This window comes from Hydrogenophaga laconesensis, assembly GCF_031457235.1.
Taxonomy (GTDB): Bacteria; Pseudomonadota; Gammaproteobacteria; order Burkholderiales; family Burkholderiaceae_C; genus Hydrogenophaga; species Hydrogenophaga laconesensis.
The window spans coordinates 1-14,695 of sequence record NZ_JAVDWE010000005.1 but is presented as its reverse complement, the minus strand read 5'-3'; the positions used below and the strand labels follow the sequence as shown (position 1 = coordinate 14,695).

Below are 14,695 nucleotides of genomic sequence, written 5' to 3'. Positions count from 1 at the left end.
CTTCCCCCCTCCGTGGCGCGCCTTCGGCGCTTCGAGTGGGGACGGCATCTCGGGCCGGCGGAGCCGGACCCTGGATGCCTCTGGAAGGGCTGTCTCTCTCGTTGCGGGTCGCATCGAATTCATGGGCTGTCTGAACATGGCATCTTCCAAACCCAACCCCCACTCCCGCTTCATTCCACGCGAGGAAATCGAAGGCATCGCTGCCTGGCACTTCTCGGCCGTGGACGGCAGCGACGACACCCCCCGTGCCCCGCACACCGAAGGCACGCCCGGCGAGGGCGTGACCTCGGAGGTGCTGCAGGAAGCGCGCCAGCAGGCTTACGCCGAGGGTTTCTCGCGCGGCCACGACGCCGGCAGCCAGGAAGTGCGCGACGCCATGGAAGCGACGCTGCGCAAGACCGCCGAGGAAACCGCCGTGCGCATGGCCCAGCTGCTGCACAACACGCGCGACCACCTGAAAAAGAGCGAAGACCAGATCTCGCGCCACATCCTGGAACTGGCCTGCGACCTGGCCCGCCAGGTGGTGCGCCAGGAACTGCGCAGCGACCCTGCCCACCTGCGCCCGGTGATCGCCGAAGCCCTGGGCCAGCTGGTCGAGGACAGCCAGGTGGCCACGGTGCGCATGAACCCGGGCGACCTCGCCATGATGAAAGGCGCCCTGCAGGAAAACATGGGCAACCACCCCGCCGAGTTCGTGGCCGATCCGGCCGTCAGCCCCGGCGGCTGCCTGATCGAGTCGGCCACCATGACGGTGGACGCCACCATCGAGAAACGCTGGTCGCGCGCCGTGGGCAACCTCGGTCTGGAGACCCCCTGGAACCCGGAAAACGCCGATGTCTGACAGCACTTTTGGAACGGAAAGCCGCTGGGGCCACTTCATGGAAGACGTGCGCGCCAACGCTGCGGTCAAGACGCCGCTGGAAGTGCGTGGCACCCTCACCCGCCTCGCGGGCCTGGTGCTGGAGGCCGTGGGCCTGAAAGTGCCCGTGGGCTCGCAATGCCTGATCGACAACGGCCACAAGGACCCGGTGCTGGCCGAGGTGGTGGGCTTCTCCAACGACAAGGCCTACCTGATGCCGGCCGGTGACACGCACGGTCTCTCCAGCGGTGCGAGCGTCACGCCGCTGGCACCGTACCGCACCGTGCCGCGCGTGGGCCATGCCAACAAGCCGCCATCGCCGGACGACCGGGGCACGCTGCGCCTGCCGCTCGGCGCCGGCCTGCTGGGCCGCGTGGTGGATTCGCACGGCAACCCGCTGGACAAGATGGGGCCGATCGAGAACGTCGACATCGAACCGATGGACCGCGCGCCGCTCAACGCGATGGAGCGCGACCCGGTGCGCCAGCCGCTGGACACCGGCGTGCGCGCGATCAACGCCCTGCTCACCGTGGGCCGTGGCCAGCGCATCGGCCTCTTCGCCGGCTCCGGCGTGGGCAAGAGCGTGCTGCTGGGCATGATGGCCCGCTACACCAAGGCCGACGTGATCGTGGTCGGCCTGATCGGCGAACGTGGCCGCGAGGTCAAGGAGTTCATCGAGGACATCCTGGGCGTCGAGGGCCGCAAGCGCTCGGTGGTGGTGGCCGCCCCGGCCGACGCGCCGCCGCTGGTGCGCATGCAGGGTGCCGCCTACGCCACGGCGATCGCCGAGCGCTTCCGCGACGACGGGCTGGATGTGCTGCTGCTGATGGACTCGCTCACCCGCTATGCGATGGCGCAGCGCGAGATCGCGCTGGCCATCGGCGAGCCGCCCGCCACCAAGGGTTACCCGCCATCGTGCTTCGCCAAGCTGCCGCAGCTGGTCGAGCGCAGCGGCAACGGCCTCAACGGCAAGGGCTCGATCACCGCCTTCTACACCGTGCTCTCCGAAGGCGACGACCAGCAGGACCCGATCGCCGACGCGGCACGCGCCATCCTGGACGGCCACATCGTGCTCTCGCGCGCCCTGGCCGAATCGGGCCATTTCCCGGCCATCGACGTCGAGGCCTCGGCCTCGCGCGTGATGCACAACGTGGCCGGCGCCGTGCACCTGGAACTGGCGCGCCGCTTCCGTGGCCTGTACTCGCGCTACCAGAAGAGCCGTGACCTGATCCAGCTCGGCGCCTACGTGGCCGGCAGCGACCCGGAGACCGACCGCGCGATCGTGCTCTACCCCGCCTTGCAGCGCTTCCTGATGCAGGACATGCACGAAGCCGCGACCCTGCCCGACAGCCTGCAGCAGATGCAGGCCGCCCTGCAGGAGGAAAAAGACAAGAGCGGTGCGGCACAACAGCGCACCACCCGACCCCATCACAACCCATATGAAGGCTAGGCCCACCCCTGCGGCGCTTCGCGCCACCCCCTCAATGGGGCAACACCAGCGGCCCGGCAAAGCCGGTTCCGCGGTGTTTCTGGATCGCATCTCTTCAAGCCACCATTCCTGCTGAATCGACTCACATGACGCAACTACAAACTTTGCACAAGGTGGTTGAACTCGCCGAGAAGCGCCGGGACGAGGCGCTGGGCGTGGTGGCCCAGATGCAGCGCGAGAAGAAGATCGCGCAGGACCAGATGGACCAGTTGCAGGCCTACGCGCTCGAAGCCGAGGCCCGTTGGGTGGCGCGCAGCGCCTCCGGCGTGGACACCGCGATGCTCATGCACCACCGCGAGTTCATGCACAAGATCTACCACGCGGTGGAGTTCCAGCGCGGCGTGCTGGCCGACCGACAGCGACTGATCGACACCGCCCAGGAGCAGGTGCTCGTCACCGAGCGCGACCTGATGGGCCTGCGCCGTTTCACCGAGCGCAAGCAGCAGGCCATCCAGCAGAAGGTGCAGCGCCAGGAACAGAAACAGACCGACGAGATGGCCCTGTCCATCCACCTGCGCCACGCGCTGGCACAGGCCCAGGCCCGCAACTGAAGACGCCCACGACATGACCACGACGCACGCCAGCACCCACGCCCCCAAGCCGGTTGAAGCCTCGTCCAAGGCCGCACAGCAGGGCCAGAACACGCGCAACGAGAAACCGGCCGACACCGATCTGTTCGCCAGCCTGCTGAGCCTGGTGAGCGACGCCCACGCGGCGCTGGCCAGCCCGTCCGCCGAAGGCGAGGCGACCGACGCCCCGCAGGACGATGAGCCCATCGACGGCACCGCCCAGAACCCGCTGGCCGCCCTGCTCGCCTGGAGCACGCCGTCGTTGCAGAGCGCTTCGGCGGCATCGGGCACAGCGACCGCGGCAGCCCCGGCACCCACCACCCCGGTGGTGGCCGAAGGCACTGCCAGGGAGAAAGGGCTCGACATCACCGGCATGGCGCGCGTGGACGAACCCGCCGCGCCCAGCACCACCGCGCAGGCCCGCGCCGCCGTGGCCTCGCGCCCGGCCTTCAGCCCGCTCAACCCCAACACCGGCACGGTGGCGAACACCACGGCCGCGCTCCAGCGCGCGCCCGACGGCACCGCCACCACGCCCGCCATGGTCTGGCAGCGCGGTGCGGTCTCCAGCACAGACGCCCTGCAGCAACAGCAAAGCGCCCAGTTCGCGCAAGCCCGTGCCACCGTGGCACTGAACGAACGCCTGGGCCTCACCGCCGTGGCCGAGCCGGGCGCCACCCCCGCCGGCCCGCGCGAGTTCGCACCGGCCGGTCTCTCCGGACCCGGCGCCACGGCCACGAACAGCCCCACACAGGACGGTGGCCTGACCGCCGCCACCGGCACGTCCGCCGGCGACAGCAGCGGTGGCGACGCTTCGTCGTCGCAGACCTCGGCCGACCAGGGCCAGGGCGATGGCCGGCACCACGCCGAAGCCGGCGCCGAGGCCGAAGGCCCGACCGTGAGCCACTGGGGCACCCAGCACCTGCGCCACGCCAGCCTGCGCGTGGGCGAAGGCGGTGCCGATGCCATCGACATCCAGCTCGCCGTGAAGGGGCAGGAGGTGCAGGTGGCGTTCCAGACCGACAACGCGGAGGCCCGCGCCTCGCTGCGCGAGAGCGCGGGCGACGCCCTGGCCGATCTGATGCAACGCAGCGGCATCCAGCTCGGCAGCGTGTCCGTGGGCTCGCAAGGACAGGCACACAGCGACGGTTCGAGCGCGCGGCCCACGGTGCGCAACATCGAATCCATCGGCCGCAGCGGACCGGCGGCCGAAACCGCCGCGCCAGCGGTTCGGCAGCCCCGCACCGACGGCAACCGCCCCCTGGACGTCTTCGCCTGAACCGGCATCACCCCCCGCGCCGCCTGCGGCGTCATTCCCTTCAGGGGGCGCACCTTGCGGCCCGGCAAGGCCGGTTCCGTGGGTGCCCCGGTGGGTGGTGTGCGATGCCTCACACCGCCCGAGCGAAGCGGTGAATAGCCCCCTTTTCCGGCGCTTATCTCGGGAACACCCAGGGGGGGCGAGGCCAATAATTCTTTCAACACCACACGGTTTGCCCCGTGTGAAACCGTTGAAGGAAGACCATGTCCGCTGCCGCCGCCACTGCCACCGCCGCCGCCCCCGAAGCGCCCAGGAAGAAGAGCAAGAAACTGCTGTTCATCCTGCTCGGCGTGGTCGTGCTCGCGATCGCTGGTGCGGGCGCCGCCCTGTTCATCCTGAAGAAGAACACCGCCGAAGACGACTACGGGGATGACGACCATGCCCCCGCTGTCGAACACAGCAAACCCAAGACACCGCCCACCTTCCTGCCGCTGGAGAACATGGTCATCAACCTGGCCGATCCCGGTGGCAACCGTTTCGTCCAGGTCGGCCTGACGCTGCAACTGCAGGACGCCGCCACCGAGACCGCCGTCAAGGCCTTCCTGCCGAGCATTCGCAGCAATGTGCTGATGCTGATCTCGCAGCGCACCGCCGACGAGATGCTGGGCATCAAGGGCAAGGAAAAGCTGGCCGCCGACATCATCGCCACGATCTCTCGCGAGATGGGCTACGCCGTGCCTGAATCCGACGCCGAGGGCCAGGACGCGCCGCGCAAGAAGAAGGCGAAGGGCGCGCCCAACCCGGTGCAGGCCGTCCTGTTCTCCAGCTTCATCGTTCAGTAAACGGGACGAACCACCATGGCCGACTCATTTCTGTCCCAGGAAGAGATCGACGCCCTCCTGGAAGGCGTCACAGGCGAGAGCCAGAAGCTCGCCAAGGAAGAGGTGCAGACCGGGGGTGTGCGCGACTACAACCTCTCCAGCCAGGAACGCATCGTGCGTGGGCGCATGCCCACCATGGAGATCGTGAACGAGCGCTTCTCTCGCAACCTGCGCCTGGGCCTGTTCAACTTCATCCGCCGCAGCCCCGAGATCTCGGTCGGTGCGGTGCAGGTGCAGAAGTACAGCGCCTTCCTGCGCGAGCTGGTGGTGCCCACCAACTTCAACATCATGGCCATCCGCCCGCTGCGCGGCAACGGTCTGGTGGTGTGCGAGCCCACGCTGCTGTTCGGCGTGATCGACAGCCTGTACGGCGGCAATGGCAAGTTCCACACCCGCATCGAGGGTCGCGACTTCTCGGCCACCGAACAGCGCGTGATCAACCGCCTGGTCGACGTGGTCAGCGAGGAATACAAGAAGGCCTGGCGCGGCGTGTACCCGATCGAGCTGGCCTACCAGCGTTCGGAGATGCAGCCCCAGTTCGCCACCATCGCCACGCCCAGCGAGATCGTCGTCTCCACCAGCTTCACGCTGGAGATTGGCGACATCTCGGGTTCGCTGCACATCTGCATGCCCTACGCCACGCTGGAGCCGATCCGCGACGTGCTGTATTCCGCCGTCCAGGGCGACGCCATCGAGGTCGACCGCCGCTGGGTCAAGCTGCTGAGCCACGAGATCCAGGCCGCCGAGGTGACCATGGTCGCCGAGCTGGCCCAGACCGAGGCCACCGTGGAACAGCTGCTGGCGATGCAGATCGGCGACTTCATCGAGCTCGATCGCAACCCTTCGATCAAGGCCCATGTGGACGGCGTTCCCGTCTTCGAATGCCAGTACGGCACCCACAAGGGCAAGTATGCGCTGCGCGTGGAACGCAACCTGCGCGGCACCGATTTGCACTGGTTGGGAGATTCCTATGTCAACTGAGACCACCAACACCATGAACGACGCTGCTGTTGCCGACGAATGGGCCCAGGCCCTGGAAGAACAGGCCTCCACCGAAACGGTCGCGGACAGCGCGCCCGAGTTCGAGGCCAGCACCGCTCCGGCGGCATCGGGAGCGAACCCGATGCAGGACATCCAGATGGTGCTGGACATTCCCGTCCAGCTCTCGGTGGAGCTGGGCCGCACCCGCGTGCCGATCAAGTACATCCTGCAGCTCGCGCAGGGCTCCATCGTCGAGCTCGACGCGCTGGCCGGCGAGCCGATGGACGTGCTCATCAACGGCTACCTGATCGCCCAGGGCGAGGTGGTGGTGGTGAACGACAAGTTCGGCATCCGCCTCACCGACATCGTCACCCCCTCCGAACGCATGCGCCGCGTGAGCAGGACATGAACACCCCCTGCGCCGCCTTCGGCGTCTCCCCCTGGAAGGGGGGCGATGCCAGAGGCCCGGCGAAGCCGGTTTCTCGGCATCCATGGACTGACGCCCTCTCACTCAACGACCTTTGACATGCTGCAAAACGCGATGCCCGCGCTGCTTCTGCTCGCCTTAATGGTGGGCATGGCCTTCGCCCTGAAGTGGGCGCGTCGCCGCCTGCCTGGCGCGGTGGGCCACAGCGGCCCACCCATGCAGGTGCTCTCCAGCCTGTCACTGGGTCCGCAGCAGCGCGTGGTGACCGTCCAGGTCGGCCAGGGCGATGACGCCGTGTGCCTGGTGCTCGGTGTCTCGCAAGGCAGTGTGAACGCGCTGCACCAGATGGCGCTGCCGCCCGAACTCGTCGATCCCGCCACCCCCATCGTGACGCCCGCCTCCGGCTTTGCCGCGCGCCTGGCGCAACTGACCCAAAAAGGCCCCCATGCGCCGCGTTGATTTCCTGCGCACCGGTCTGCTGCTCGCGGCCCTCGCGCTCTTCGCCACCGGCGCCTGGGCGCAAGGTGCGCCCGCCGCCGGCCCCAGCCTGCCGCTGATGGTCGGCCAGGGCGCGGGTGGCAACAGCTACTCGGTGCCGATCCAGACCCTGCTGTTCTTCACCGCGCTGTCGTTCCTGCCCGCGGTGCTGCTGCTGATGACGGGTTTCACCCGCATCGTGATCGTGCTCTCGCTGCTGCGCCAGGCCCTGGGCACGCAGTCGGCGCCACCCAACCAGGTGATCGTCGGCCTCTCGCTGTTCCTCACGCTGTTCGTGATGGGCCCCACGCTGGACCGCGTGTACGCCGACGCCTACGAACCCTATTCGCGCAACGCCATCACCTTCGACCAGGCGCTCGAACGCGGCCAGGCCCCGATGCGCGCATTCATGCTCAAGCAGACCCGCCAGTCCGACTTCGAACTCTTCGCCCGCCTGGCCAAGCTGGAAGCGAACGTGACCGCCGAGAACGCGCCGTTCCGCGTGCTCGTGCCGGCCTTTGTGACCAGCGAGCTCAAGACGGCGTTCCAGATCGGTTTCATGATCTTCATTCCCTTCCTGGTGATCGACATGGTCGTCGCCAGCGTGCTGATGTCGCTGGGCATGATGATGCTGTCGCCCGTGCTGGTGGCGCTGCCGTTCAAGCTGATGCTGTTCGTGCTGGCCGATGGCTGGAACCTGCTGCTGGGTTCGCTGGCCGCATCGTTCGCCACATGAGAAAGCCCCCACGCTCCACCGCTGCGCGGGTCGCTGCCCCCCGAGGGGGCTGGGCCTGCCTTGGGAGCGGCCCGGCGGCTGGCCCGTTTTCTTTTCGACTAGGTTGATTGACTGATGGATCCCCAAGCCGCTCTCACGATGGCGCAGAACGCGCTCTTCATGCTGCTCATGGTCGCCGCGCCGGTGCTGGCCGTCGTGCTCGGCGTGGGCCTGCTGGTCAGCCTGTTCCAGGCCATCACGCAGATCCACGAAGCCACGCTGGCCTTCGTGCCCAAGCTGATCGCGGCCATCGCGGTGTTCGCCATCGCGGGCCCGTGGATGATGACGACGATGGTGGAGTTCATCCGCAACACCATCACGTCGATCCCCAACTTCGCTGTATGAGGGACCACCCCCCTGCGCCGCTGTGCGGCTTCCCCCCTCTGTGGCGCGCCTTTGGCGCTGCGAGGGGGGACGGCATCTCGGGCCGGCAGAGCCGGACCCTTGTTGCCTCTGGGTCTTGCGCTGCGCGCTGAGGAAACGCGTCCATGCCCACCTTCACCGAAGCGCAGATCATGGCGCTGGTCTCGCCGGTGTTCTGGCCGTTCCTGCGCATCCTCGCGGTGTTTTCCTCCGCGCCCATCTTCTCCTCGCGTTCGGTGCCGATGCGCACCCGCGTGGCGCTGGCGATGCTGGTGGCGCTGTGCGCCCAGGCCGGCCTGCCCGACCAGCCGGTGATCGCCCTCACCGACCCCGCCGCCTTCGCCGTGGTGATGCAGCAGGTGATCGTGGGCGTGGCCATCGGGCTGGCGGTGCGCATCGTGTTCGCCTCGGTCGAGCTCGCGGGCGAACTCATCGGCCTGCAGATGGGCCTGAACTTCGCCGGTTTCTTCGATCCTTCGACCAACTCGCAATCGAGCACGGTGGGCCGCTTCTTCGGCAACACCACCATGCTGCTGTTCGTGGTGATGGGGGGCCACCTCATGCTGCTGCAGGCCGTGATCGCCAGCTTCAACACCTTCCCCATCGGGGGCAGCGCCTTCGAGTCCATCAACCGCATGCAGCTGCACGAACTGGGTGCGGTGGTGTTCCGCTATGGCCTGTGGATCGCCCTGCCCATGATCGGCATGCTGATCTTCATCAACATCGTGCTGGGTTTCGTCTCGCGCATCGCACCGCAGATGAACGCCTTCGCCATCGGCTTCCCCCTCACGCTGTCGGCTGGCCTGGTGGGCATCGCCTTCACGCTGCCGATGCTGGACGCGCCCGTGGCCGCGCTCATGCGGCTGGCCACGCAGATGTTCATCGGCGGCTGACCGCGCCCTCCAGCACCCGAGGTGCGGCTTCGCGCATCGCGGCCACGAATCGCCGCAACCGCGCGGGGTAGAAGCGCGCGTACGGGTAGATCAGGTACAGCGGCAACGCAGACGCCTGCCATTCGGGCGCCAGCCGCACCAGCCGTCCGGCGGCCAGGTCGTCCGCCACCATCCAGGCCGACACAATGCCCACCCCCAGCCCGGTGAGGGCCGCGTTGCGCGTGACATAGAGGCTGTCCGTGCTGAGGCGGGGCCGGATGGCGAAACGGTGTGTCTCACCACTGGCGGCGTGCGTGAGCGAGACCTCGTTGCGGTAGTAGGTGCGCAGCGCCAGCCACGGCAGGGCTTCGAGCTCGCTGGCGTGCACCGGCACCGGACCGCCGCCCAGCACGGAGGGCGAGGCCACCACGATGCGCAGCACGTCCCCCAGCTTGATCGCCACCACGGCCGGATCGCGCACCTCGCCCACCTGCAGCGCACAGTCCACCCCCTCGCCGATGAGGTCGTGCGCGTCGTCGCGCAACAACCATTCCACGTTCACCTGGGGATGGCTTTGCAGAAAGTCCGCGAGCGGTCCCACGAACTGCTCCTGGCCGAACGCGTGCGGCGCCAGCACGCGCAGGCTGCCCTGCGGCTCCTCACCCACGCCGCGCAGGTCGGCCTCGAACGAGGCCCAGTTCTCCAGCAGGGCCTTGGCGCGTTCGAAGCAGCGTTCGCCGTCTTCCGTGAGGCGCATGGCCCGGGTGGAGCGCTGCAGCAGGCGCAGGCCCAGCAGCCGCTCCAGCGCCTGCAGGCGCCGGCTCACGGTGGGCTGGGTGGTATTGAGCTGCAACGCCGCACCCGAGAGGCTGCCGGCCTCGACGATGCGCACGAAGGTCTGCATCAGCTCCAGCCGGTCGCCCGTGGCTTCGGTCGGCACGGACAGGGCATGGGGGCGGTTTCTGCGCGAATTCATGCATCAATCGTATATCTGAAGTGCTCGCCAAGCCACTACCGACGCGTGCCTCCCGGTGACAGACTCTCCTCCTAGCTGTCCATCCAGGCATCCACCATGTCACTTATCCGCGTTCCGAATATCTCAAACGACGCCGCTCCGCCAGCGGCCGGGCTGTCCCAACGCACCGTGCTCGTGCTCGCCACCGGCGCGGGCCTGGGGGCGGCCTCGATCTACTACAGCCAGCCCATGCTGGGCGTGCTGGCCACGGACACCGGCGCCAGCACCCAGACACTGGGACTGATGCCCACGCTCACCCAGCTCGGTTACGCGCTCGGCATCTTCTTCACCGCGCCTCTGGGCGACCGCCACGACCGGCGCACGCTCATCCTCATCAAGGTGGCGCTGCTCGTCGCCAGCCTGGCGGCGGCGGCGTTCTCACCGTCGGTGGCCCCGCTGCTGGTGGCCAGCCTGGCCATGGGCCTGGCGGCCAGTTTCGCGCAGGACATCGTGCCCGCCGCCGCCACGCTCGCGCCCGAGGCCCAGCGCGGCCGGGTGGTCGGCACGGTGATGACCGGCCTGTTGCTGGGCATCCTGCTCTCGCGCGTGGTGAGCGGGTTCGCGGCCGAGCACGTGGGCTGGCGCGCCACCTTCTTTGGCGTCGCCTTGGCCACGGCGGCGCTCGGCGTCGCGCTGTGGCGTTTCCTGCCGCGCTTCGCGCCCACCACCCAGCTGCCCTACGGCGCGCTGCTGGGTTCGCTGCTGCAGCTGTGGCGCAACCACCCGGCCCTGCGCCGCGCCGCGCTGGCGCAGGCGTTGCTGGGCGTGGGCTTCAGCGCCGTGTGGTCCACGCTGGCGGTCTGGCTGCATGGCGCGCCGTTCCACCTGGGCTCGGCGGTGGCCGGCGCCTTCGGTCTGGCGGGCGCGGCCGCTGCCCTGGCCGCCCCGATCATCGGGCGGCTGGCCGACCGCCACGGTGCCCACGCGATCACACAGCTGGGCGCCGTGATCGCAGCGATCTCGTTCGCGTCCATGGCCCTCACGCCCTGGCTGCCACGCGAACTGCAGATGGCCTGGCTGGTGGTGGGCGTGGTGGGCTTCGATCTGGGCTTCCAGGCCTCGCTCATCGCGCACCAGACGCTGATCTACGGCATCGACCCCGGTGCGCGCGGCCGGCTCAACGCGGTGCTGTTCGTCTCGATGTTCAGCGGCATGGCCCTGGGCGCCGCACTGGGCAGCGTGCTGCTGGCCCAATGGGGATGGCTGGCCGTGAGTGCCCTGGCCACCGGCACCGCCCTCGCGGCGCTGCTGGTGCGCCGCTGGCGCCCGGCCTGAGCGGCGCCTCAGCGCAGCGATGCACCCGGCGAGCCGGCACGCCAGTGGCGCACTGTGTCTTCCAGCCGCGGCACGATGTGGAAGAGCGCGATCACAGTGCACAGCGTGAGCACATAGCCGGGCGGCAGGGGTTCGTCCTTCCAGCGCAGTTGCCATTCACGCGGATCAAGCCAGCCACCAGCCTGGGAGCCATGCAGCGCGATCAGGCACAGCACGGTGAACAAGGGCAGCAGCTCCAGGAAGCTGTATGCCATGCGCTCGGCAGCCTGCAACTCGCGCGTGCCGCGGGGCCGGCCGATCTCCAGCCAGTGGGTGGCCTCGTGCAGCAGGAACAGCGCCAGCAGCAAGACCAGCATGGCGAGATTGATTTCCAGCCAGAGCGCGGCGAGGCCGCCAAGGCCCATCTGGGCCAGCAGGGTGAGGTGGTACGCCGTTTCCCGGCGGCTCGCGGGCGCGTTGATATGCGTGCGGCGATGGCACCAGCCTTCCACCAGGCCGCCCAGCACCCACAAGGGCAGCACCCCGTACATCAACAGATCACGCCACATGTCCGTTCCCTGATTTGTGCAAGAACGCCAGGGCAAGATGCTCGCGCCACGGCACCGCGCCACGTGTAGGACATGTCTGAAGCGCGCCGCGCACCGCCAGCCGGTCGCTTCAGGGCGACAGCAGGCCCTTCAGCATGCGCGCCGGATTGGCGAGAAAGTCGCGCGTCACACGCACATGTGCCGTGTCGTCGTAGGCCACCGGCGCCACGCCGTCGGCACCGCACTGGTAGATGCGTGCATCGGGGTAGGCCATGAGCAGGGGCGAGTGGGTGGCGATGATGAACTGCGAGCCTTCCCGCACCAGGTCGTGGATGCGCGCGAGCACGGCGAGCTGCCGCTGGGGCGAGAGCGCGGCCTCCGGTTCATCCAGGATGTACAGGCCCTGCCCTCCGAAACGCTCGTTGAGCAGTGCGAGGAAGGACTCCCCATGCGACTGTTCGTGCAGCGACCGCCCGCCGTACGATGGCAGGATCGGCGCGCCGGGCCCGGGCTCGGCATCGAGCTGCTCGATCTCGGTGGCCACGTTGAAGAAGCTCTCGGCACGCAGGAAGAAACCGGTGCGGGGCCGCCGGAAGCCCCGTGCGATGCGCAGGTGCTCGTGGAGCACGGAGTGGGATCGGCGTGTGCTGAACCGGAAGTTCCGGCTGCCACCTTCCGCGTTGAAACCCAGCGCGACGGCCATCGCCTCAAGCAGGGTGGACTTGCCCGAGCCGTTCTCGCCGATGAAGAAGGTGACGCGCGGGTGCAGATCCAGCTGATCGAGCGAGCGCACCGCCGGCAGGTGGAAGGGATACCGATCGAAGCTGTCGACCGTGTCGCGCCGCAGGCTCACACGCTGGACGAACTGGGAGGAGATCATGGCCCGCTCAGCCCAGCAGGCGTGGCACGGCGGCCACTAGCATGGCCAGGCCCGAGAGGCTGAGCAGCGTCAGCACCACCTGCCGAAAGGCCGCTTCGCTCAAGCCCACGTACAGCCGTGAGCCCAGCAGCACCGGCACGAGCAGCGCCACGGCCACGATCGGCAGCAGGGGCCACATGTCGCGCGTGACCGCACCCGACACCAGATAGCCCAGCATGGTGAACGCCAGCGCGGCGAGGTTGAAGTTCTGGATGATGGCGCGCTGCTCGTCCTTCGCCATGCCGCGCAGCGTGCACCACAACGTGGGCACCACGCCGGTGAACCCACCGATGCCGCCCATGAAGCCACCCGCCAGGCCGGCCACGCCATCGGCCAGGCGCCCGCCGCGCGTCACCCGGGGCAGGCGTGAGGACAGCAGCATCAACGGACACCAGATCACGAGCACGGTACCGAGCACGAGGCGGAAGAGGTCCGGGTTGAGGTGCGGCAGCACCGCGATGCCGAGCGGTATGCCGAGCACGCCACCCGCGAGAAACGGCGCGAGCGCCTGCATCCGGAACGGCCGCCGGCTGCTCACCACGGCAACGACCTGGCCGGTGAGCGAGCCGAACACCGCCATCACGGCGGCCACGCGCGGTTCGATGCCCCAGACCCAGAACGACATGGCGACCATGCCGAAGGCAAAGCCCGAGAGCCCCTGCACAAAGCCCGCGACGGCGGCGCCCAGCGCCAGCAGGGCGATTTCCGGTGTCAGCACACGCGTGTCTCCAAAAAAGAAGCGGCCCACCACCGGGTGGGCCGCTGCCGATCTTGCCACGGGCCCGCGCCGGGCCGCCGCCTCAGTTCTGCACTTCGATCTTTTCGTCCCGGATCACCTTGGTCCAGCGGGCCACGTCGACGCCGAGGAAGGTCTGTGCATCGCGCGCCGAGGTGGCCCACGGGTCAGCGGCCTGCAACCGCAGCGTCTCGAGGATGCTGGGCTTCGAGAGCGTGGCCTGCACCATCTCGTTGAGCTGCGCGACGATGGGTGCAGGCAGGCCTTTCGGCCCGGCCAGGGCGTACCAGGCGCTCACATCGAAATCGGGCAGCACGGTCTCGGCGACGCTGGGAATGTTCGGGAACAACGCGAAGCGGTTCTTCGATGTCACCGCCAGCGGCCGCACCTTGCCGTTCTCGATGTGCGCGGCCATGCCGGCCAGCGAGGTGAACAGCAGCGGCACCTCACCGGCGATCACCGCCAGCGCCGGCGCACTCCCGCCCTTGTAGGGCACGTGGGTGAGCTTCACCTCCGCGCGCGACTGGAACAGCACGCCCGCCAGGTGCATGCCGCTGCCTTGCCCGCCGGTGCCGTAGTCGATCTTGCCGGGCGCCGCCCTGGCCTGCTGCACCAGTTCCTGCACCGTCTTGAACGGGGCATTGGGGTTGGCGATGATCGCGAACGGGCTGCGCGCCACCATCGAGATCATGGTGAAGTCGTTGACCGGGTCGAACGGCAGCGACTTGTACAAGCCTGGCGCAGCGGAATGGCCCGAGGCCATGAGGAACAGCGTGTAGCCATCGGGCTCGGCCTTGGCCACGTAGTTCGCGCCGATGGTGCCGCCCGCTCCGGGCTTGCCCTCCACCACGGCCTGCTGGCCGAAGCGCTCGCCGAACTGCGCGGCGATCAGGCGCGCGAGATTGTCCACCGGCCCACCGGAGGTGAAGCCGTGGATGATGCGCACCGGCTTGGTGGGCCAGGCGGGCGCGGCGGTCTGCGCCTGGGCGGATGACCCCAGCACGCCCAGCGATGCCAGCGCCAGCAGCGCGGTGGTGAAGGTGTTGCGTTTCATAGGAAGAACTTCTCCGGTTGGGGCCCGCGCTCGACGGGCCGGGATTGGTAATTGCCCTCTTCGAACATGCGCATGCGCGATGCCATGAGTTCCTCGCTCAGCTTCGCCAGCTTCTTCTCGTCGAACGTGAGCCTGCCGTCGCGCTTGGCGAACCGGCCGGCCACGATCACGTTCTCGATGTCCGATGTTTCGGCGTACATGACCACGATGTGCGCCGGGTT

At 68.6% G+C, this 14,695-nt stretch carries 18 protein-coding genes; 12 read left to right on the top strand and 6 right to left on the bottom strand.

The annotated features are described in order from the left end of the window. Positions 1–136 precede the first annotated feature (136 nt). From J2X09_RS10285 to fliR, 11 genes are all read left to right on the top strand, one after another. Positions 137–841, top strand: a complete 705-nt coding sequence (locus J2X09_RS10285; RefSeq protein ID WP_204733333.1) for a FliH/SctL family protein — start codon at positions 137–139, stop codon at positions 839–841. After that, positions 834–2,309 (top strand): flagellar protein export ATPase FliI, encoded by a 1,476-nt coding sequence (fliI, locus tag J2X09_RS10280; RefSeq protein WP_204733332.1) that lies wholly within the window; start codon positions 834–836, stop codon positions 2,307–2,309. Before J2X09_RS10285 ends, fliI begins: the two co-directional genes overlap by 8 nt. Positions 2,310–2,434: 125 nt before the next feature. Beyond that, on the top strand, positions 2,435–2,899 hold the full coding sequence (fliJ, locus tag J2X09_RS10275) for a flagellar export protein FliJ (protein WP_204733331.1): 465 nt from the start codon (positions 2,435–2,437) through the stop codon (positions 2,897–2,899). A 13-nt stretch (positions 2,900–2,912) separates the two neighbouring features. Next, a complete protein-coding gene (locus J2X09_RS10270) occupies positions 2,913–4,193 on the top strand; it encodes a flagellar hook-length control protein FliK (protein ID WP_204733330.1) in 1,281 nt (426 codons plus the stop codon). A 242-nt stretch (positions 4,194–4,435) separates the two neighbouring features. After that, a complete protein-coding gene (locus J2X09_RS10265; protein WP_204733329.1) occupies positions 4,436–5,014 on the top strand; it encodes a flagellar basal body-associated FliL family protein in 579 nt (192 codons plus the stop codon). Between the two features lie 15 nt (positions 5,015–5,029). Next, positions 5,030–6,034, top strand: coding sequence for a flagellar motor switch protein FliM (gene fliM, locus J2X09_RS10260; RefSeq protein WP_204733328.1), 1,005 nt, complete (start codon positions 5,030–5,032; stop codon positions 6,032–6,034). After that, on the top strand, positions 6,024–6,443 hold the full coding sequence (gene fliN / locus J2X09_RS10255) for a flagellar motor switch protein FliN (protein ID WP_204733327.1): 420 nt from the start codon (positions 6,024–6,026) through the stop codon (positions 6,441–6,443). The genes fliM and fliN overlap by 11 nt, the downstream gene beginning before the upstream one ends. 117 nt (positions 6,444–6,560) lie before the next feature. Next, on the top strand, positions 6,561–6,920 hold the full coding sequence (locus J2X09_RS10250) for a FliO/MopB family protein (protein WP_310308166.1): 360 nt from the start codon (positions 6,561–6,563) through the stop codon (positions 6,918–6,920). Then, complete coding sequence (gene fliP, locus J2X09_RS10245; protein WP_204733326.1) at positions 6,907–7,674, top strand: flagellar type III secretion system pore protein FliP; 768 nt, start codon at positions 6,907–6,909, stop codon at positions 7,672–7,674. Before J2X09_RS10250 ends, fliP begins: the two co-directional genes overlap by 14 nt. A gap of 114 nt (positions 7,675–7,788) precedes the next feature. Next, positions 7,789–8,058, top strand: a complete 270-nt coding sequence (fliQ, locus tag J2X09_RS10240) for a flagellar biosynthesis protein FliQ (protein WP_204733325.1) — start codon at positions 7,789–7,791, stop codon at positions 8,056–8,058. Positions 8,059–8,201: 143 nt separating this feature from the next. Continuing rightward, positions 8,202–8,969 carry a flagellar biosynthetic protein FliR gene (gene fliR, locus J2X09_RS10235; RefSeq protein WP_204733324.1) on the top strand — a complete coding sequence of 256 codons (768 nt, stop codon included), beginning with the start codon at positions 8,202–8,204 and terminating at the stop codon, positions 8,967–8,969. Here the strand turns inward: fliR and J2X09_RS10230 are convergent. Further along, entirely contained in the window at positions 8,956–9,924 is a 969-nt protein-coding gene (locus tag J2X09_RS10230; RefSeq protein WP_204733323.1) for a LysR family transcriptional regulator, read from the bottom strand. The two genes, fliR and J2X09_RS10230, sit on opposite strands and share 14 nt — an antisense overlap. A 96-nt stretch (positions 9,925–10,020) precedes the next feature. On the opposite strand from J2X09_RS10230, the gene J2X09_RS10225 reads away from it, so the two are divergent. Continuing rightward, positions 10,021–11,238, top strand: a complete 1,218-nt coding sequence (locus J2X09_RS10225; protein WP_204733322.1) for an MFS transporter — start codon at positions 10,021–10,023, stop codon at positions 11,236–11,238. A gap of 8 nt (positions 11,239–11,246) precedes the next feature. Here J2X09_RS10225 and J2X09_RS10220 read toward each other — a convergent pair whose 3' ends face one another. The 5 genes from J2X09_RS10220 to J2X09_RS10200 form a co-directional block, all read right to left on the bottom strand. Next, positions 11,247–11,786, bottom strand: coding sequence for a hypothetical protein (locus J2X09_RS10220; RefSeq protein ID WP_204733321.1), 540 nt, complete (start codon positions 11,784–11,786; stop codon positions 11,247–11,249). 109 nt (positions 11,787–11,895) lie between these two features. Next, on the bottom strand, positions 11,896–12,645 hold the full coding sequence (locus tag J2X09_RS10215; protein WP_204733320.1) for an AAA family ATPase: 750 nt from the start codon (positions 12,643–12,645) through the stop codon (positions 11,896–11,898). A 7-nt stretch (positions 12,646–12,652) separates the two neighbouring features. Continuing rightward, positions 12,653–13,402, bottom strand: coding sequence for a sulfite exporter TauE/SafE family protein (locus tag J2X09_RS10210; RefSeq protein WP_374726495.1), 750 nt, complete (start codon positions 13,400–13,402; stop codon positions 12,653–12,655). An 82-nt stretch (positions 13,403–13,484) separates the two neighbouring features. Beyond that, positions 13,485–14,474, bottom strand: a complete 990-nt coding sequence (locus J2X09_RS10205; protein ID WP_204733319.1) for a tripartite tricarboxylate transporter substrate binding protein — start codon at positions 14,472–14,474, stop codon at positions 13,485–13,487. Next, positions 14,471–14,695: hypothetical protein (locus J2X09_RS10200; protein WP_310308161.1), on the bottom strand; the 225-nt coding region annotated here is incomplete at its 5' end. The genes J2X09_RS10200 and J2X09_RS10205, both read right to left, overlap by 4 nt.

Coding starts and splice junctions, on each gene's coding strand:
- J2X09_RS10285 (WP_204733333.1), top strand. CDS start 137: ATGGCATCTTCCAAACCCAACCCCCACTCCCGCTTCATTCCACGCGAG.
- fliI (WP_204733332.1), top strand. CDS start 834: ATGTCTGACAGCACTTTTGGAACGGAAAGCCGCTGGGGCCACTTCATG.
- fliJ (WP_204733331.1), top strand. CDS start 2,435: ATGACGCAACTACAAACTTTGCACAAGGTGGTTGAACTCGCCGAGAAG.
- J2X09_RS10270 (WP_204733330.1), top strand. CDS start 2,913: ATGACCACGACGCACGCCAGCACCCACGCCCCCAAGCCGGTTGAAGCC.
- J2X09_RS10265 (WP_204733329.1), top strand. CDS start 4,436: ATGTCCGCTGCCGCCGCCACTGCCACCGCCGCCGCCCCCGAAGCGCCC.
- fliM (WP_204733328.1), top strand. CDS start 5,030: ATGGCCGACTCATTTCTGTCCCAGGAAGAGATCGACGCCCTCCTGGAA.
- fliN (WP_204733327.1), top strand. CDS start 6,024: ATGTCAACTGAGACCACCAACACCATGAACGACGCTGCTGTTGCCGAC.
- J2X09_RS10250 (WP_310308166.1), top strand. CDS start 6,561: ATGCTGCAAAACGCGATGCCCGCGCTGCTTCTGCTCGCCTTAATGGTG.
- fliP (WP_204733326.1), top strand. CDS start 6,907: ATGCGCCGCGTTGATTTCCTGCGCACCGGTCTGCTGCTCGCGGCCCTC.
- fliQ (WP_204733325.1), top strand. CDS start 7,789: ATGGATCCCCAAGCCGCTCTCACGATGGCGCAGAACGCGCTCTTCATG.
- fliR (WP_204733324.1), top strand. CDS start 8,202: ATGCCCACCTTCACCGAAGCGCAGATCATGGCGCTGGTCTCGCCGGTG.
- J2X09_RS10230 (WP_204733323.1), bottom strand. CDS start 9,924: ATGAATTCGCGCAGAAACCGCCCCCATGCCCTGTCCGTGCCGACCGAA.
- J2X09_RS10225 (WP_204733322.1), top strand. CDS start 10,021: ATGTCACTTATCCGCGTTCCGAATATCTCAAACGACGCCGCTCCGCCA.
- J2X09_RS10220 (WP_204733321.1), bottom strand. CDS start 11,786: ATGTGGCGTGATCTGTTGATGTACGGGGTGCTGCCCTTGTGGGTGCTG.
- J2X09_RS10215 (WP_204733320.1), bottom strand. CDS start 12,645: ATGATCTCCTCCCAGTTCGTCCAGCGTGTGAGCCTGCGGCGCGACACG.
- J2X09_RS10205 (WP_204733319.1), bottom strand. CDS start 14,474: ATGAAACGCAACACCTTCACCACCGCGCTGCTGGCGCTGGCATCGCTG.